This window comes from Paenibacillus daejeonensis DSM 15491 (genome assembly GCF_000378385.1).
In the GTDB taxonomy this organism is placed as follows: domain Bacteria; phylum Bacillota; class Bacilli; order Paenibacillales; family Paenibacillaceae; genus Paenibacillus_D; species Paenibacillus_D daejeonensis.
This window is the reverse complement of record NZ_KB899659.1, coordinates 947,100-965,261: the sequence shown is the minus strand read 5'-3', so window position 1 is coordinate 965,261 and position 18,162 is coordinate 947,100. Positions and strand designations below refer to the sequence as shown.

Sequence of the window (18,162 nt, the reverse complement as noted above, 5' to 3'; positions counted from 1 at the left end):
ACATCCTATGGAAATTATACCATAGGGGAGCGGTGATTTTAATGCTATTGATGATGGATACGTTGTTTCCAGAGGCCACCAGCATTGATATTGCTCGGACGCGGATTATGCTCGGCAAATATAAAGAGTGGCTGGATGATCTAATCAGCTCGCCTGTAGAGCAGCAGGCTAAAATGGATCAGTTTAAGATGCTGAATATGTTGGAGCGCGCTGTTAATGCCATTAGTGATCGTGAAATCAGAGGTATCATGCAATACCGGTATATCCAAGGGAACGAGCGCAAGGTTGCTTTGGTGAAATACCCGTTCTTCACGGATCGCACATTCGACCGTAAAATCGTGGAGGGTTGCGAGTCTGTAGCGAACAGCCTGAAAACGTGGGGATGCCTCTAAATTTTGTCTGTAACGTGTCTCGTTCATGTCTTTACCACGTCGCTAATTCACAGCGCTAATAGGGTACAGTTGACTTACATACAGTTGCGGTGCAACTGGGGTAACGTCGCTGTACCCTTATCTATGCGACAGCCGGCCATGCGGTGGGTCTATGACCTTAGGCGCGAGTCGCCAAGCGTGTGGAGAGGCTATTGGGTTTGAATCCCTGGGAAGGTTGACTTGTCCCTTCCTCAATGCTGTGGAGCTATCTTAGGCGCTAACGGTCAAGCTTCGCTTGGTCCAGTCGGGACGGCTTCACAGCGTTGAAGAACGGACAAGGGGGCGTATAGCTCATGAAACGGAAAAAGGTGCCGCCGCCCATCACCCAGCCGCTGCAGTGCAGAGGATGCCTGTGGGGCCGCTGGGAAGGCAGTGTGCAGTATTGCAGCCGGATCAAATGCCAGAAGGACCAGGCGAAGCCGGCTTAACGTAAAACTGATACATCGACTTGACGTAGTACATCCCATTTATGCGGACTGCATCCTTGATGTGCAACTCGATCGGGCCGCCGTAGTCTTCTATAGACTCATCGTCCCAGACCTCAACACGCAGCTGCTCAAGGTAGGCACGGTCAAAGTCCGCCGCGGTGCGGAGACGCTGGTACTCTGGCATTTGATCACCTCTCTCAATTCATATCATATATTGTCCGATTTTGGAAGATGATGTATGATTAATGAGTTGGTGTGATTAGATACTAGATTGGGGACTTACGAAGATGGGATGTTTCGGCTTAATTTTTGTGGTTATTTATTTTACAATCGTATACAACGTCGGAAACTGGTTAGTATCATTAAAAGTTCCGGGCTTGATCGCATACCCACTTCCGTTTTTGATACCTATCATTGCTTTTTATACGTGGGAGAGTGTCTGGAAAGAAAAAAATGATATAATTGCATACTGTGATAATCTTCATGTTTCAGGTGCTGTCTCATTGACAGGTTTTGAACACAGCGTTCATCTTCATACTGACAAAATATCTATAGACAAAAAAGAATATATTCCGTTGCATCGAGTTATAAAAGCGGAATATATTAGCGATAAGCGTATAAAATATTCATATTATTCGTTTGGGGTGAAAAACTACAAATATGACCCCTACCAACAAATGAAAATACACTTTAAAGATAAAGATGGAAATGTTAATCACATTACTTGTGAAGACAGAAACATTCAACTGGGATTGGCATCGATAGTGCATAAAATAAATGGAAAGGTTGGTTACAAAGAGCCTGATCCACCCGATGTTAGAAGAGAACAGAGAGAAATTTAATATGTCGACAGGAAACGCGCCCATCGTGGCGTTTTTTATTTCCCATAGAAAGGACTGATAGCCATGGCCGATAGGGTCAAGGTTTTTCGTGGTATATTCTTCGGCGGACTCGCGGTGTTGCCGTTCTGGGGCACTGTGGTGTGGCTGCTGATTAAATGATGGGAGGTGTGGGCCGTGAATGAAGTCCAGCCGATACGCAGTAAAGAAACGATCCGACAGATTAAGAACTACCTGAAGGTAACGAGCTTCCGCAATTACATCCTGTTTTCGATGGGCATTCATAGCGGCCTGCGCGTCTCCGACCTACTCAACCTGAAGGTCGGCGCGGTTCGCGACCAGATGCACATCAACTTCGTGGCGGAGAAGACGAAGAACCGCCGGAAGAAGCGCAAACGGAAGAAGTTCATTATCCACCCGGAATACTTCGATGACCTGATGCTTTACATCGCGGATATGCCGGACGATGCATATTTATTCGCTTCCCGGCAGCGCAAGACAAATACCGGGGCGGTTGGTGAACCGATCTGCCGGGAGACGGCCTGGCGGATGATTAGTAACGTCGCTGAACGCTTTGGGCTGGAGAACATCGGAACACACTCGCTCCGCAAGACATGGGGCTATCAGCTGGTTATGAGCACGCCGCCAGAACAGTCAGCTTTCGTCATGGCGTTACTAATGGAGATGTTTGGTCACGAGACGCAGGAGGAGACTTTGAGGTATTTGGGGCTCACTCAGGATGCGATGGATCGCGCTATCTTACGTCTGAGTTACACACAATCCGGTTAATGTTGCACTCAAATGGTCAGGAAGCAGAAAGCTTGATTTTACAAGCAAAACGAAAATAGACCAGTGCAACAGAAAATAGGTTGTGTTGTACTCCAGTTACAGTTATTAGGGGATTTGAGAGCGTATTTCGTGGAGTTCAGAGCTCCTAACTGGAAGTGGAATATCCTTAAACGTAATCATTACGTGAAAACAACTCAATTCATCTGGAGGTGGGGTTGATGATCTGATGGCAAGAGAACAGAGTGAGGTCCAGAAGAAAGCCTTCCAGATGTGGTGCAGCAGCGGCCGAACGATGAAGCCTGCAGCAATAGCTGCCGAGCTTGGTGTCACTCCTGCATTGATCCGCAAGTGGAAAAATTACTATAAGTGGGAAGAACAGCCGGATCCGAAGCCCCGTGGTCGAGGCGCGCCGAAAGGCAACAAGAACGCAGCCGGCAACAACGGCGGGGCTCCGCCTGGCAACGACAACGCGGTTAAACACGGTCTCTTCCGCAAGTTCATGCCGGACGATGAGGAAACGCTGGAGATATTCGATGCTACAGCCGAATTCCCTCAGCTCGAAATGTTGTGGACCTCCATCCGCATTGCCTGGACCAACATTGTTAGGGCCCAGAAGATCATGTTTGTTCTTGATCGCGACGATATGACGAAGGAAGTCAAGAAACGCGAGTCCATGGCAATGGGCGATATGGATGTTGAAAAGGAAGAATGGGAAATCCAGTTCGCCTGGGATAAGCAAGCTGCAGCCCTTAACGCCCAGACAGCCGCCATGGCCCGGCTCTCCTCCATGATCAAGCAATATGAGGAGATGCTGCGCAGTCTGCCAGCTGAGGAAGTGCAAGAGGAGCAACGGCAGCGCGTGAACTTGCTGCGGGCTCAGGTCGACAAAGCGCAGGCAGAGGCTAACGTTCTTAAAAAGAACACCAACAAGGAGCCGCTGCGCATCGAGATCGACTATGGAGATGGTGAGCCATGAGCGCGGTTAAGGTGCAATTCAATCGTCACTTCCAAGAGGTCAACCGTACACAACGGCGGTACCGGGCGCTACGCGGCAGCGCGGGCTCTGGCAAGTCGGTCAACATCGCTCAGGATTACATCCTGAAGCTTGGCGACCCGAAGTATGCCGGTGCAAACCTGCTATGTGTCCGCAAGGTCAACGAGACCAACCGCAACAGCACATTTGCAGAACTGACAGGCGCAATCAACCGGATATATGGAGATCGCGCAGAGGAGTATTGGGAGGTCCTGCGGTCGCCATTAACGATCCGCAGCCGGGTGACTGGCAACGAGATTATATTTCGTGGCGTTAACGATGCCCGGGACCGGGAGAAGCTCAAATCGATCAACTTCGCGGTCGGTAAGCTGGTATGGATCTGGGTAGAGGAAGCGACGGAACTGCAGGAATCGGACATCGACATCCTTGATGACCGGCTTCGCGGCCTGCTGCTGAACCCAAACCTATACTACCAGATTACATTCACATTCAACCCAGTATCAGCCACTCACTGGATCAAGCCCAAATATTTTGACCGTGAGAGCCCGGACGTATTAACGCACCACTCGACCTACTTGCAGAATCGCTTTATTGATCCGGCCTATCATCGCAGGATGCTGCGAAGGAAGGAAGAGGACCCGGAGGGTTATGCGATATACGGAGAAGGTGAATGGGGCGAGCTGGGCGGCCTGATCTTCAAGAACTTCGTTATCCATGACTTCGACACCTCATTCGAGATGTTCGATACGATGCATCACGGGCAAGACTTCGGCTTTAACCATGCGAATGCGATACTCACGGTCGGCATCAAAGACGGTGAGTTTTTCGTGTGCGACGAGATATACGTGCATGAGATGGCCACAGACGCCATTATCGAGATAGCAGACCGCAAGAAGCTGAGCAAGTACCTGGCGATGTATTGCGACTCGGCGGAGCCGGACCGGATCATGATGTGGCAGAATGCCGGGTACAACGCTTCAGCAGTCGTCAAGGAGCCCGGCAGCGTCCAGGCGCAGATTGACTACCTGAAGCAGCGGAAGATTCACATTCATCCGGACTGCGTCAACACGATTAAAGAGATCCAGCAGTGGTCCTGGAAGAAGGATAAGAAGACGGGGCTTTATCTGGACGAACCGGTCAACGCATTCGACGACGCCATGGCTGCGCTGAGGTATTCGGCTGAGCCGCTGAGACGGCCGGAGATGCGTTACACTAACGAGCGACCTGCAGGTTGGTAATCTGCTATAATATGGCTTATGGAGGTGCGTCGATGCGGATATATATTGTCCTGGTAGGAGAGTTATACAACTACTCATTGCCTGAAATAGTTACGACAGACCAGCAGTTCATGCTAGATTCGTTGCCTCAAGCATTTGCGGCTACAACTGACCTGCTTGCAATAGAAGTCTGGGAAGACAACCAGAAGATCGGTTCTTATGAGTTTGATTACTATGGTCACATTAACTCTAATAGCCAAGTTAGCAGAGATAAGGTCTATGACGAATTGGTCAAAGAAGTAACAGAATTCCTGCAGTCGCTCAACTGAGCGGCTTTTTTTATTGCCTGGAAAGGAGGTCTGAAGCGTGACCATCATTTATACGAAGAAGCGGTTCCCGCCGCCGCCATACGATCAGGAAATCACAGACATGTGGTATTACCGCATGCTGTATGAGGGCGAACACGAGCTGATTTTCCCCCGGGCTGGTCAAACGGTGACAACTGAACGGATACTGCGCCGGAGATCGTCGAGCTTTACAAGACGACCGCGCATTGAGGCGATCAATGTAACCAGGCACAACCCGTATGTCACGGTCAATTTCTGCTCGCTCGTAGCAGAGGTGCCGGCCGACTTGATCAACCGATCTCTTGGTAACATATCAGCGGACACGGAGGAAGGTAAGGCGGAGCTTGAATTTGTTTCTGCTGTCGTCAAGGCGTCATCAGCCAACAGTAAGATCTGGTCAGCAGTGACACAGCACCAGGTCGACGGACTGATCGCTTACCGGATTCGCCGGGATGAGCGCGGCAAGGTTTGGTTTGAGTGGCTCTTGGGCGACAAATACCTTGAGCACGAGGACGGGCGCGGCGCGGACATTGCTTGGGTTGAGGAGCAAGGCGATGACCAGAACAAAAAGAAGTTCCTGCGAGTTGAACGGCAGCGGTTGGATGGCGACGATCTGAACATTGAGCAACTGACCTTTCTGATGGAGGGCGACAACGTCGCGGAACAGATCGATACCGGGAAGTACGCTGCTGATTACGAGCTCGAGATACCAGAAGACCAGGACCTTCCTGGAGTCGGGGAATTGATGTGCGGGCTTATCACCAACGACGCCACGCTGATGCAGCCCCGGGGCCGCTCAGCACTGCGCGACATCGACATTATCCAGGAGGAGATCAACTGGACGATCACCCGAGACTCTGTTGTCTTCGAGAAGCACGGAAAGCCACGCTTGGCTATCCCCCGTTCGCTCTGGAATGAGGTGGCAAACCAGAACAACAGGCATTATGGCGGTCGATTCGTCCGTAGTGCTGATCTGGAAGTAGTATCCTTTGATGAGCAAACAGGTGCGGTGCCGCAATACATCACTTGGGATGCGAAGATGGAGCAGTCCTTCGAACACGTCAAAAGGATGATTGAAAACCTGCTGGCGATATCCAAGACATCGGCGCAGGCTGCCGGACTGGAGGAGGCCCGCGGGGAAACCGGCGTCGCGCTTCTCTATCTCTGGATCCAGTCGGTAATCAAGGCTGAATCGATCCAGTCCAAGTTTGACGAGGCGCTAAAGGCAGCTATACGCAAAAGCATGATCCTTCAGAACGCGCTGGGTAACACCGATATGGAAGTCAGCGACCCCGTTATTGAGTGGGGAGATATGTTGCCTAAGGCTGAAAGCGAGGCTGACCGGGAAGAAATCGAGAAGTACCGGGAGGGTGTGCAGTCTCTTGAGACAACTGTTCGTAAGATGAACAAGAAGTGGAGTGAAAAAGCTATTCTGGCTGAGATGGAGAAGATCCAGAATGATGAATCCGTTGATAGTCTCAGCCCCACAATGGTACAACCGCCGAGGGTGAGGCTGAATGAGTAAGAAGATTGAAAACATGGTCATCCTCTATGCTGACGCTGGTGACAGGCTGTTGGAGTTGCTGCAGCAAATGGAGGAGGGCTCATGGTCGTGGCGCCGGGCTGCCGAGCTGCTTAGGCAAGTGGATGAGATCATCAACGAGCTAACCCAGCGGGCAGGGGACCAGATGGCCGACATACTGGGTGACAGCTACATGCTGGGCGTTCGCGGGGCCGTGGAGGGCATTGTTGCGGCAGGTGTGGCGGCGGGTACGCTGAACGCGTCGATCCGACCGATCATACACCAGCAAGCGGTGCAGTCGATCATGGACGAATCGTTTTATAGCATCTTAGAGGCCAGCGACAACATGAGTGCCGATGCTAAACAGCGCATCACAGACGCCGTGCGCCGCGCTAACGAGCGTTCGTTGGTTGATGGCATCAGCAGGAGGAAGGCAACCAAGGACGCTGTACGCAGCCTCTCAGAGCGTCAGATCACGGGCATCATCACCAAGAGTGGCGCGAAGGTACCGGCTGATAAGTACATGGCGGGCGTGGTGCAGTATCATCAGCGCAAGGCGCACGTCACTGGGGCCGAGAACATGATCGTGCAGAATGGCCTCGACCTCGTCTACGTGAACTACGTGGGGATAACCTGTGGATACTGCGCGACCATGCAGGGCCGGGTGTACAGCATCAGTGGTAATGACCCACGCTTCCCCAAGCTCGAGCAGCGGCCCCCATATCATGCACACTGCGTCCACTCGGTATCAGCTTGGATAGAAGAGTATACGGAGCCTGAGGAAGTCAGCCGGATGCTGGAACTATCCAATCGACCGTTTAATGACAACCGGACAGCGCACGCAAAACAGCGATACGAGCAACTGCAGCGCGACAAATCGAGGAAGAACGCCACCCGTAATCAGTGGATCCGATACAAAGCGCTGCTGCCTGATGACACGCCAAGTTTACGACAGTTTGCCAGCCATAAGGCGAGAGGGACGGCCAAGTACAAAGAGCTGCAGGATCTTTACAGAGATGCGAACCGACAAATCAAGGATACACATTAAACCAAGGCATCTCGTGGGGCATGGCTCTTCGGGACGGATGTTGTCCCTTTGCAATTTTATTCATTCGAATAATATGCTGAGCAATTGTGTTATCGGGACTCTTTACGTTATTAATTCTGTTGTTTAGAAACTGGAAAGGTGCATTGTGGCTAATCAGATGATTAGCAAGAAGTAATGCGGCGGATCTCTGAGTCTGACCACTGCTAACACGATGCCTAAACTCAGGCAAAACACCTATGATAAGAGCATTTTGAGCCGGAGTCCATTTTCCTCTATACATTACTGTAGCACTTCCTTTTTTAGGCAATCATACCATTCAACTGTCCAGGCCGTGAAGCACGGCTTTTTTTATGTCCAAAACGTGGCATGACATTAAACTGCTACCCGGCAGTCCACCCGGACTTAAAACAGGAGGTTAACATGATTAAATTTGGAACGAAACCATACGGCTTGAGACTGAACCTGCAGATGTTTGCCGATACCGGCGGCGGGGAAGGTGGAGGAGCTGGCGGCGGTGGAGAAGGTAGCGAAGGTGCTGGAGGCTCTGGCGGCGGGGAGAAGACATTTACCCAGGCTGACCTGGACCAGCATGTGCAAAGCCGACTGCCACGCGCTGAGAAGGCCGCTCAGAAGGCGCTGGCTAAGGAACTGGGCTATGACTCGGTCGAGGCCATGAAAGAGGCGCTCAAGAAGCCTGAGGGCGGCAAGGGCGGCGCTGGAGGAGAAGGCAAGCCAGATCCTGCCGACATCGAAAAGCTGCTCGAAGACAAGATGAAAGAGCGCGAGAAGGCAAACAACGAGAAAACATTCAACCGCCTGTTGAATGCCGAGGTGAAGGTTTTGGCGAACGAACTCGGGTTCGCGGACTGGGAAGATGCGCGCAAGCTGGCTGATCTGGACCAGGTCAAGGAGAACGACAAGGGTGAGCTTGAAGGTGTGAAGGAAGCGCTGGAAGAGCTGCTTAAAAAGAAACCGCACCTGGGAAAGCAAAAGCCTGGTGGTGCTTTTGGAGCCCAAGTCGGTGGCGGTAGTGGTGAATCTAAGAAAGATCGTATGGAACGCATGAAAAAGTTGGCTCAAGGCGAGGGAACATCAGCGCCGGCGGCTAACGATCCCTGGAAACGATAAGGAGAGTGGACACGCATGAGATTGCAGCCAAGAAATCGATTCGAAGTTGATTCGGATTATGAGCTTCTCGCTTCGCTGGAAGTGGTGCGCGAGGTGAACAACGGTATCACAATCGATTCAGCAGCCGTTACAGCTGACAGCGATGGTAACAAGATCATCTTGAAGGGCATGCCGATGGCGAAACTGACCGCGTCCGGCAAATATGTTCCTTATAACGCATCGGGCACTAACGGCAGCCAGAACCCGACTGTCATCCTTAAGCGCACGGTCAACGTTAAGGATGGCGACGAGGTTGTCGGTGGTTTCGAAGTCGCTAAGGTTGTTGCGGCTCGCATCCCTGTTACTGTCAATCAAGCGCTACGCGATAAAATGCCACACATTGTATTTGCCTAATCAATACATCCAGGAAGGAATGAGATGAACTTATGAATGAAATGCTGATGCTTGAGGAAGCACTTTCCGGTGAGGAACTGCTTACCTATGCGAGTAATATCTCGGTACCAAACGACTACTGGCAGTCAATCTTGTTCCCGCCTCAACAGACGGACGAACTGACTGTCGATGTTATTAAAGCCTCTTCCCGTCTGCCTGTTATGGCGCAGATCGCTGAACTTGGAACGGAAACCCGTTACGGTTCGCGTGAAGGCGTGAGCGGTACGCAAGTCGAGATTCCTAAGCTGCAGCGTGGCCGCTGGATGGATGAGAAACTTATCAGGCTGCTGTTGATGGCTAACCAAGGTGGCGGCCTTCGAACCCAAGAGATTAAACGTATCGTTCGTGAACAGTTGGATGACGGGAAGTATGCGGTTGACGCCATCCGGTCACGCCGTGAATGGATCGCCATGCAGGCCGTTAGCTTGGGCGCGATCAGCTACGCCGAGGGTGACGTGAGGATCAGTGTGGATTACGGTTTCGTCAATGATCAAAAGCCGGTCCTGACTGGTACAGATCGCTGGAGCGACACCGAGAACTCCCGTCCGATTGAGGACATGCAAAGATGGTACCAGTACCAAGCCGACCGAGGCGTGCGACTTACCAGAGCATTCACAACCCAGAAGATTGCTGCGCTCCTGCTGCAGAACAAATCGTTCAGGGTAGCATTCCACGGTGACCCATCGGGCAGCGCCAATCCACCACAGCTTACAATGGCTCAACTGGATTCGGTACTGGATTCGCTGGGTCTGCCACGTATCGCAACGTACGACACTCAAGCTCGTACAGAGAACGATGCGCTGACTGGCAACAGACTGGCGACTACAACCGTGCGCATGGCGCCTCAAGATCGTTTCGTAATGCTGCCTGACGGTCCGCTTGGCAACTATCTATGGGCTGAAACCACCGAATCCATGGTTGATGGCATCGATGCTGAAGTGACAGGCGACATGGGCATCTACGTGTTCCGTGATCTTGTCAGCAAGCATCCACTGCGCCTGCGTACTGTCGGCGTCAACCTGGCATTCCCGGTCTTCCCTTACGCAGACAGCGTAATGTCCGCAACCGTCGTTTAAGGAGCTCTTTCATAGGGCTCCTTTTTTCATTCCACAGAAAGGGTGATGAAGGTGAATCTCAAGGTAAAGGGCACGGTCAAGCACGGCGGCGAGTGGCTGGAGGCTGGCGGAGAGATCCGTGGCATCGACGACAAGGAAGGTCAACGGCTGATCGACATCGGCGCTGCCGAGCTTCTGCCAAAGACCAAGGAAGAAAAGGAAGCCGAAGAACAGGCAGCAGAGGCTGAGAAGAAAGCAGCCGAGGAGAAGGCCAAGGCCGACGCCGACGCAAAGAAAGCTGCAGCTGATAAAGCCAGGGCAGACAAGGCAGCCGCGAAAGAGTAGGTGATCGTTATGGATCCGGTTGTTGTCGGAGCGTGGATTGATGCCAACGTCCTGGACTCCGAAGCCTGGGACCGGGCGAAGAAGCCGGCAGTTGCCGTCACACAGGCTGAGCGCAACCTGGCACGCTGGTATCCGGACGTGGAGCTGACTGTTGACATCGTGGCCTATCAGACCATTTGGGAGCTACAGGGCATCGACCCAGCGCTCAAATACCAGAAGCATGGCATTAAAACGGTCACGGATAACGGGGAGACGGTCACTTACAAAGATGGTGAGCGGCCTGTCGTCGCTCCTGACGTGCGGGCCGTCCTTGGCCTGACAGCACAAGAGCTGGAGGACTTGGAAGCCGAGGAGACGTCACAGAGGCAGTTTGGTGGTGCGTTGATATGAGCCTATTCGGGTATCCCGGGCGGGTGACGCATTATCACCACGCCAAAGACGACTGGGGCCGACCTCTGCCGCCTACGACCCGGGTGCTCGATGCCAAGGTGGTCGAGGAACAAAAGATCATCAAGAACGCCCGTGGCGAGGAGGTCCAAGTTAACGGTGAAATCCACCTTGAAGGCGCGCATCCAATCAGCTTCGACGATTACTTTATGTATCTCAATGCTATTGGCGCGGAAGTACGATACGACGTCGAGCACTACGAAATCCGAAAGTTCATCGGCACCGACGACGTGAAGAAGGTGATTGTCTATGCCCAATAAAAACGTGTTCCAGATTCGGTTTGATGGTCTGGAGAGTATCGTCTCTGCTCTGGAAAGCCTACATGACGATATCGACGAGCACATCGATGCGGCGCTGACCAGGCTGGCACTCAAGATAATTCATGACGCTAAGAAACTGGCACCAATTGATTCCGGAGACCTTGAGTCAGCACTGGTGGTTGGGGAGGTCAAACAGTTGATCGGCGTCTCTTACGTCGATCTGGGCGCGAGTCCGGAGGTTAACGATTATGCCATGGTGCAGCACGAGGGCTTCCGCAAGACGGCTAAGGGAACGCTAGTGACGCTAACGCCAGGCGAGAAGACGCGCAGCAAAGGTAGCCACGGTGGCTATCAGCCGGGCAAGAAGTATTTGGAGAACGCTCTGAAGATGAACGAGGACCTGATTCTTGAGGAGCTATCCAAGGTGTTAGGGGGCGGACGCTGATGTTAGAATCCGATCTTATCGAGTATCTGACGGGCATCGGCCTGAGCGTCTATCCTGACCCTAACTTCATCCCGGCTGATCTTCCCGAGAGCAAATTTCCATGCCTGTTCGTCTTCGGTACCGGCGGCTTCGAGGCCCATGGCTATGTGCCGACTGAACGGCCGACCTTCCAAGTCGTTGTCAAAGGCAAGTCGTACAAAACCAACCCGGCCAATATGGTAGGCGCTGCATCGTATGCAAAGCAGCTTATCAAACATTTACACCGACGGGTCAACTACGCCGCCGGCAGTTCGCATGTCTTTTCGAGTACTGCCGTCCAGCCAAACCCCATTCACTTGGGATTGGATAATGACAGTCGGCCCATGTACTCGACCAATTTTATTTTCTATGTGAGGGAGGATGCAATCGTATGAGTATTGCAGATCAAATCTACGCAGGTCCTGGCATCTTCATCTGGGGTGTTGACGAGGATGGCACACCAGATACTGACGCTGCGCGCTTCGACTATACGCAGGGCGGCATCACGTTCACTACGGAGAGCACGTACTACGAGCCTCCGGTGGATCAGATGGGTACGGCTCCGGTGAAATCAATTTATACAGGCTCTACGGGCACGATTGCTTTTGAGACGCCGATTCTTGACTTCGAAAAAGTTGTTTCGTTTAACCCGAACGCCGAAAAGGTAGTCGATGGCGATGTTCCGACTAAAGTCAAATACGAGGTGTACGGTCTGGCGGGCAAAGAATTGCCACGGCGCCGGGCGGTCATCATGCCAGTAGGTGTGACGGACCCGAACCAATTCATTTACATCGAGTCCGTCGGCATCAAGTTCGACATGAATGCCTCGTACGTACTGGACAACAACCGCCGATTCACCATTTCAGCCACGGCTTACCCAAGCCTGGACAGCACGCCGCCGGGCCTGCTCTACACCTGGGGAGACATCAGCGCGACAGCATAATTAATGCCATGAGAGGGTTCACGCCCTCTCCTATTTCATTTGGGGAGGGCTTTTATGTTAGATCATTTTTTAAAAAAGAAAGACCGGGTTAAGCTCGGCAATAAGATGGTTGAGATCCCTAAGCTTACACGTAAACGACTCAAGAAGCTGACCGAGCATATCGGCACGATCGGCGATTACCTCGTGAAATTATTCATGCAGTCCGAGGAAGACAGGGCTGTATTTATCGTGGCCGGCGCAGATGTGGCCATTGACGAAATCTACGAACTCACTTCGCTACTTAGCGATTTACCTATAGAGTACCTAGACGAAGAAGCCAGCTTTGCGCAATGCACTGAGTTTTTGCGACTAACCTGGGAACGCAACGATATGAATGCGGCCCTGGGAAACGTCGACGGCCTGATTCCTCCGATGGCGAAGCAATTCGTGCAGAGCTTGATGAAGGGAATGGGCCAAAGCAATCTTTAACCGTTGATGAGTTCGTGATGCGGTGCTGCATCTTGCTCGACAAATCGCAGCGACAGATTGAGGAGGATTATTACTTCATCGACCTTCCGGAGTTGCTTACCATCAAGGACCAGCGGCAGGCAAAGGAACTGTTAGATAACATCGATGTTATCTCGTTCCCGCATTCCGACAAGAAGGGGCGAGAGGGCACGATTAAACGACTGCAGGAACGGCTACCGAAGCCACCTAAGGAACAGCCTAAGTCAGCAAAGGAACAATACGAAGCGCTCAAAGCGCGTAGGATGGGCAGGTGATAATGTGTCAAGCGTAATCGGCGAACTGAGGGCCCGGCTAACTGCAGAGGCCAACCAGATGAAGCAAGAGGTTCGCGCAGTACGGAAGGATTTTGCTGATCTCGGAGAGCAGGGAAAAAAGACGGCAGCAGATTTTGGAGGCATTGAGACGGCAATTTCTAATGTTGCCAAGTCTCGTGGACAGATAACTCAACTGACTTCCACACTGGAAAACGTCAATGCCAGGATCGACGTTCAGAAAAAGAAACTGACCGAGCTGAAACAATCCTATGAAACCACATTTAACGAGGCGCGAAAAACAAAACTCCACGAGCAAATATTGAATACAGAAGCCTCAATCATTCGTCTTACCGCAACATCAGATCAGACAGCACAAAGAATTTGGGCCTTGTCCGACAAGACGGCCAAGGAAATATTGCAGATTGAGGATGCAATCAACCAAGTCGGCCAGCAAAGCACGCAGATTGACAAGGTAAACGATGCTCTAAAGGAAACCGACGATGAGGCTCGTAAGGCAGCTGGGGGCATAGAGACCATCCAAACAGGACTTGTGGCTCTCGGGGCGAATGTGGCGCTTAATAAAATGGTCGGAGTCATGAAGACACTGACTGGTGAAACTCTGGAGTTGCAAAACTCCGTTACCGGCTTAGGTGAGGTCGCCAATTCACTGGGACACAATGTGGACGATGTGACAGAGGCTGCACAGCAATTGGAGGCCCGTGGTTTCATGACTCTTAAAGAGTCAGCGGAGGCGTTGAAAACAACGCTCTCGACTGGTTATGGTCTGCAGGAGTCTATCGACCTTATCATTGCCCTCGGGGATGCCGCTGCCTATAATCGGGAGTCGCATTTTGAGTGGGGCGAGGCAGTTGTGCGGGCTACCCAGGGTATCAAGATGCAAAACTCCTCACTGACGGATAGTGCTGGCATTACAACCAACCTATCGGTTATGTACGATCGATATGCTAAGTCCATCGGAACAACAGCAGGTAAGCTCACGGAAAGCCAGAAGGCTCAAGCCGCTTACAACGGAATGATGCAAGAGGCTGCATTGTTTGCTGGCAACGCTGAGCGAGCTCTGGAAGGCTACACAGGAACACAGACGTCGTTCAACAAAACAATTGCTGAGGCCCGAGCTGAACTGGGCGAGTCCTTCATGCCTCTGCTCGAAGAGGTTATGAATCGACTGCAGCCACTCATCGTAGATTTTGGTAAGTGGGCAGCGGAGAATCGCGAGGTCGTCGCGGGGACGGCCGCTGCAGGTGTAGCCGTGACTGGATTGGTTGCCATATTGACATCCCTGGTTACAGTGCTTGGAGCTGTTAGAGCCGCTATGGTGGCCCTGAATGTCTCGATGGGTCCAATAGGGTGGGCTATTGCAGGCATTGGTGCCATAGCAGCTGGCGTGTTGGCATACTCAACCGCCTCCGATCTGGCATCAGAGTCAATATTGAAATTTGCTCAGAATCAAGAGGAATTGAATGCAAAGCTTGCTGAAAGTCCGCTTGACAGGTCGACTAGCGAAGTGCAGGCGCTCCAGTCGGATATCGATACATTGAACGGTATCCTGGCTGAAAGAAATGCATTGATGGAGGAGTATACAAGGCGCGAGAAGGAAGCTGAATCAGGGCGAGGGACGATCCAGAATACTCATGAAATGTTCGAGCTCGCGGACGCAATAAAGGCTGTAGATAAAGAGCTTCGATCAATGGATTACTCTACTGTGGAAGAAGCTGAGAATGCAATTGAAAAGATGAATTCAGCTTTGCAAGAATCCGTACCTGCTCTTGTAGAGATTGAGCGCGCAGAACTGCGAGATGTAGCAGCAAAGGTACAAAAGATAGATACGATTAATGCCTTGAGCAGGGAATACAGCGATCTAGCAGGCAAGACCAAACTCAATGAGGAGCAGCAGGCGCAACTCTCACGAGTGGTGCAGCAACTTACCAAAGAGTACCCTGGTCTGGTATCTGAATTGGATGAACACGGACGGTGGATCATCAAGAATACTGATTACCTCTCCGAGCTTATTCAAACCGAAAGAGATTCCATTGCGGATACGGTAGCCGCGTCACGGGGCAGGCTGAATGCTTGGCGCATTGAGACGGAGGAAAAGCTCAAGCTGGCTCAGAAGCAATTGAACGCACTCGCAGCGATCTCTGAATCTCAGAAGCCTAAGACACTGACGCTGCCGCAAGTGCCCAATCCTTTTGGGATACCTATGGGATTACACCCATCCATGCAGCAGTCCGCCGAGGAAATTCAGCGTATGACACAGCAGGTCCAGAAAGAAAAGAACGAATATCAGTTATTGATTAACGAGATTGACAAAGACCTGGCTGCTATTACCGAAGGGGTTTGGGATCGCTTTACGTACCAGCGTCCAGATTACGACTCGGCGAGTGCGGACAAGGACAAAAAGAAGAAGGGAAAGAAAGAGCCAAAGGGCAAAAAGGAAAAGACAGCCGAGCAACTTGCGCAGGAAGCCTACCGAGCATCCCTACAGTGGATCGAGAAGCAGAAACTACTCAATAAGATGTCTGAAGCGGAGGAACTCAAACGGCTGGGAGAATTGGCCGAACGTTATAAAAAGTACGACGATATCTGGATCGATGCAGAGTCCCGGCGCCAGCGGCTGGAGGATCAAATGGCCGCAGACAAAAAGAAGAGAGATGAGGAAGCCAAGAAAAAGACCGAGCAGGCTGCCAAGGAGCGCTACGAGGCATCGACACAATGGATTGAAGCTGAGGTTCGGCGCATGACAGAGAAGGGCGCGAGCGAGCAGGCGATCACTGAATTCCAATTGGAGGCGTGGACGCGGGTCCGGAATCGTTACGAGAAGGACACTGACTTTTACAAGAATGCGGATAAGGTGATGTACCAACAGCGGATGAACCTTCGCAAGCTCGACGAGCAGGCAGCCAAGCAAGCATTTGATGCCTCCGCCCAGTGGATCGAGATGGAGACCCGCCGGATGACGGAGCTTGGTGCGACTGAGCGCGAGATCACGGAGATGCAGTTGGACGCCTGGACGCGGGTGCGGGCGCGGTACGATAAAGATAGCGACCACTACAAGCGCGCTGACAAGGCCATGTACGACGCTAGAATGTCGCTCCGCAAGGATGATGAGCGTCTAGCGAAAGACCTTGCCCAAGAGCAGGAGAAGCGAAGCAAGGAGTCCACCAAGGCTGTCCTAGACAACATCGACAAGCAGCGGAAGGCTGAGCTGGATGCACTCGATGAGCGTAGGAAAGCAACTCAGAAATTCTACGACGATCAGCTCAAAGCCATGGATGAGGCAGAGCGCGGCAAGGATCGTCAGGAAATCATTGAGGAGGCCGAGAAATACCGGTTGGCCACATCCGAGAAAGGCCGCAAGCGGTTTGAGGAACTGCAGGAGCAATTGCGGAAGATGGACCTGGACGACCAGAAGCGTGCGCTGCAGGATGAGAGAGACCAGAAGCTTGATGCCCTGGACCAGCAGAAGCGTGACATGGATACCTGGTATGAGGACCTCAAGACTGCGATCGATGACTTCAATGGTGACTTCCGCGACATCTACCTGCTGACAGAAGACGTCCGGTTCCAAGCGTTTGTTGAGACCAACGGAAAGATCAAGCAGGAGATGGAAGCCTTCCAAAAAGAAATGGAAGCCATAACGACCAAGACGGCTCCAGCGCCCAACGCCCTCGACCCATACAAGCAATCACTGGTCTATCAGATGCAGGCAAATAGCCGGAACTGGCATAATGCGGATGCTGCTGGTAAGAGTAGCCTTGCAGCTGATAATGAGAAGCTTGGCAACCTGGTAGGTGCGACATATGACCCCGGCAGCGGCAAATGGATGCTCAACGGTGTTCCGCTCTACCATACCGGCGGCCGGGCGGGGGAGTTCAATTTCCGCATGCCCGACATGCTGATGCCTGACGAGATCCTAGGAATCCTGAAGCGTAGCGAGAATGTTCTGACGGATAAGCAAATTGGCAGTTTGATCGGCGCGGTACAGGGTGGCGGGCAGACCATCATCGAAAGGCAAGTCATCATGGAGATGCACGACACGGTCATTGAGGATGCGTTGGACCTCCAGAGTCTTCAACGTCAGGCATCAGGTCATGCTGAGCAGCTGCGTAAACAACTGGCGGGGGGTGGAGGCGTTGGCTAACGGATACGGCTTTACCTACCGGGGGCGGCATTGCTCGGAGTTTGGTGTGAACCTGCTGAGCTACACGGTCCATACCCCGGACATCCGAGAGTACGAGGACCAGGTTGACGGTATTGCGGGCGTCATCGACTACGGCAGTGAGTGGGGAAAGCGGCCGATCGACGTCAAGATCGACATTGACCCCAATGACGCTCAGTTCAAGGTCCGGCAGTCACAGATTTTAACCTGGCTCAAGCCAACGCTGGCTGCAGGTGTCCTGATCTTTGATGATGTGCCGGATCGGCTCTATTACGCTAAGCTATCAGGCCGCCTGACACCGGAGCAGTTCGGCAAATACGGCGTCCTGGACTTCAGCTTCAAGTGTACGGACCCATTTGCTTACGGACAGGAGTCCATCTTCGAGACGACGCTTACGGCGTCGCCTTCTTTGATTACGATCCTGTCAGAGGGCAGCGAGGCGACACCGCCAGTCATTGAGCTGACCAACACAAGCAGCACCCAGACGGTCAGTGGAATCACGATCATTAACGAATACAAAATTGAATAGGAGG

At 52.3% G+C, this 18,162-nt stretch carries 23 protein-coding genes; 22 read left to right on the top strand and 1 reads right to left on the bottom strand.

Translation table 11 applies throughout. The features are described 5' to 3' along the window. The first annotated feature begins 41 nt into the window (after nucleotides 1-41). A complete protein-coding gene (locus F556_RS0104750) occupies nucleotides 42-392 on the top strand; it encodes a hypothetical protein (RefSeq protein ID WP_020615759.1) in 351 nt (116 codons plus the stop codon). Between the two features lie 332 nt (nucleotides 393-724). Next, nucleotides 725-859 carry a hypothetical protein gene (locus tag F556_RS39040; RefSeq protein WP_281167884.1) on the top strand — a complete coding sequence of 45 codons (135 nt, stop codon included), beginning with the start codon at nucleotides 725-727 and terminating at the stop codon, nucleotides 857-859. Here the strand turns inward: F556_RS39040 and F556_RS0104745 are convergent. Further along, nucleotides 825-1,043: a hypothetical protein gene (locus F556_RS0104745; protein ID WP_020615758.1), complete on the bottom strand. Its 219-nt coding sequence runs from the start codon at nucleotides 1,041-1,043 to the stop codon at nucleotides 825-827. The genes F556_RS39040 and F556_RS0104745 overlap by 35 nt on opposite strands. Before the next feature lie 103 nt (nucleotides 1,044-1,146). Here F556_RS0104745 and F556_RS0104740 point away from each other — a divergent pair, with 103 nt between their 5' ends. From F556_RS0104740 to F556_RS0104640, 20 genes are all read left to right on the top strand, one after another. Further along, nucleotides 1,147-1,701, top strand: a complete 555-nt coding sequence (locus tag F556_RS0104740; protein ID WP_020615757.1) for a hypothetical protein — start codon at nucleotides 1,147-1,149, stop codon at nucleotides 1,699-1,701. A gap of 174 nt (nucleotides 1,702-1,875) precedes the next feature. Further along, nucleotides 1,876-2,487 carry a tyrosine-type recombinase/integrase gene (locus tag F556_RS0104735; protein WP_020615756.1) on the top strand — a complete coding sequence of 204 codons (612 nt, stop codon included), beginning with the start codon at nucleotides 1,876-1,878 and terminating at the stop codon, nucleotides 2,485-2,487. Between the two features lie 226 nt (nucleotides 2,488-2,713). Then, entirely contained in the window at nucleotides 2,714-3,463 is a 750-nt protein-coding gene (gene terS / locus F556_RS33270) for a phage terminase small subunit (RefSeq protein ID WP_020615755.1), read from the top strand. Further along, complete coding sequence (locus F556_RS0104725; RefSeq protein ID WP_020615754.1) at nucleotides 3,460-4,719, top strand: PBSX family phage terminase large subunit; 1,260 nt, start codon at nucleotides 3,460-3,462, stop codon at nucleotides 4,717-4,719. The genes terS and F556_RS0104725 overlap by 4 nt, the downstream gene beginning before the upstream one ends. Nucleotides 4,720-4,751: 32 nt before the next feature. Next, nucleotides 4,752-5,027 (top strand): hypothetical protein, encoded by a 276-nt coding sequence (locus tag F556_RS0104720; RefSeq protein ID WP_020615753.1) that lies wholly within the window; start codon nucleotides 4,752-4,754, stop codon nucleotides 5,025-5,027. A gap of 37 nt (nucleotides 5,028-5,064) precedes the next feature. Then, complete coding sequence (locus tag F556_RS0104715) at nucleotides 5,065-6,570, top strand: hypothetical protein (protein ID WP_020615752.1); 1,506 nt, start codon at nucleotides 5,065-5,067, stop codon at nucleotides 6,568-6,570. Beyond that, on the top strand, nucleotides 6,563-7,615 hold the full coding sequence (locus F556_RS0104710) for a phage minor capsid protein (RefSeq protein WP_020615751.1): 1,053 nt from the start codon (nucleotides 6,563-6,565) through the stop codon (nucleotides 7,613-7,615). The genes F556_RS0104715 and F556_RS0104710 overlap by 8 nt, the downstream gene beginning before the upstream one ends. 420 nt (nucleotides 7,616-8,035) lie before the next feature. Beyond that, on the top strand, nucleotides 8,036-8,743 hold the full coding sequence (locus tag F556_RS0104700; protein ID WP_020615749.1) for a hypothetical protein: 708 nt from the start codon (nucleotides 8,036-8,038) through the stop codon (nucleotides 8,741-8,743). Nucleotides 8,744-8,758: 15 nt separating this feature from the next. Further along, nucleotides 8,759-9,136 carry a head decoration protein gene (locus F556_RS0104695; protein ID WP_020615748.1) on the top strand — a complete coding sequence of 126 codons (378 nt, stop codon included), beginning with the start codon at nucleotides 8,759-8,761 and terminating at the stop codon, nucleotides 9,134-9,136. Nucleotides 9,137-9,168: 32 nt separating this feature from the next. Next, entirely contained in the window at nucleotides 9,169-10,251 is a 1,083-nt protein-coding gene (locus tag F556_RS0104690) for a major capsid protein (protein ID WP_020615747.1), read from the top strand. 51 nt (nucleotides 10,252-10,302) lie between these two features. Next, on the top strand, nucleotides 10,303-10,575 hold the full coding sequence (locus F556_RS38280; RefSeq protein ID WP_169447535.1) for a hypothetical protein: 273 nt from the start codon (nucleotides 10,303-10,305) through the stop codon (nucleotides 10,573-10,575). Between the two features lie 9 nt (nucleotides 10,576-10,584). After that, nucleotides 10,585-10,965, top strand: a complete 381-nt coding sequence (locus F556_RS0104680) for a hypothetical protein (RefSeq protein WP_020615745.1) — start codon at nucleotides 10,585-10,587, stop codon at nucleotides 10,963-10,965. After that, a complete protein-coding gene (locus F556_RS0104675; RefSeq protein ID WP_020615744.1) occupies nucleotides 10,962-11,282 on the top strand; it encodes a hypothetical protein in 321 nt (106 codons plus the stop codon). Before F556_RS0104680 ends, F556_RS0104675 begins: the two co-directional genes overlap by 4 nt. Continuing rightward, nucleotides 11,272-11,727 carry an HK97 gp10 family phage protein gene (locus F556_RS0104670; protein WP_020615743.1) on the top strand — a complete coding sequence of 152 codons (456 nt, stop codon included), beginning with the start codon at nucleotides 11,272-11,274 and terminating at the stop codon, nucleotides 11,725-11,727. The genes F556_RS0104675 and F556_RS0104670 overlap by 11 nt, the downstream gene beginning before the upstream one ends. Further along, a complete protein-coding gene (locus F556_RS0104665) occupies nucleotides 11,727-12,140 on the top strand; it encodes a minor capsid protein (RefSeq protein WP_020615742.1) in 414 nt (137 codons plus the stop codon). Before F556_RS0104670 ends, F556_RS0104665 begins: the two co-directional genes overlap by 1 nt. Next, complete coding sequence (locus tag F556_RS0104660) at nucleotides 12,137-12,688, top strand: hypothetical protein (protein WP_020615741.1); 552 nt, start codon at nucleotides 12,137-12,139, stop codon at nucleotides 12,686-12,688. The genes F556_RS0104665 and F556_RS0104660 overlap by 4 nt, the downstream gene beginning before the upstream one ends. A 54-nt stretch (nucleotides 12,689-12,742) precedes the next feature. Next, nucleotides 12,743-13,156 carry a hypothetical protein gene (locus F556_RS0104655; RefSeq protein ID WP_020615740.1) on the top strand — a complete coding sequence of 138 codons (414 nt, stop codon included), beginning with the start codon at nucleotides 12,743-12,745 and terminating at the stop codon, nucleotides 13,154-13,156. A gap of 17 nt (nucleotides 13,157-13,173) precedes the next feature. Then, nucleotides 13,174-13,449, top strand: a complete 276-nt coding sequence (locus F556_RS0104650; protein WP_020615739.1) for a hypothetical protein — start codon at nucleotides 13,174-13,176, stop codon at nucleotides 13,447-13,449. A 4-nt stretch (nucleotides 13,450-13,453) separates the two neighbouring features. Next, nucleotides 13,454-17,611 (top strand): hypothetical protein, encoded by a 4,158-nt coding sequence (locus F556_RS0104645; protein ID WP_157272610.1) that lies wholly within the window; start codon nucleotides 13,454-13,456, stop codon nucleotides 17,609-17,611. After that, on the top strand, nucleotides 17,604-18,158 hold the full coding sequence (locus F556_RS0104640) for a distal tail protein Dit (RefSeq protein ID WP_020615737.1): 555 nt from the start codon (nucleotides 17,604-17,606) through the stop codon (nucleotides 18,156-18,158). Before F556_RS0104645 ends, F556_RS0104640 begins: the two co-directional genes overlap by 8 nt. The last annotated feature ends 4 nt before the right edge of the window (nucleotides 18,159-18,162 follow it).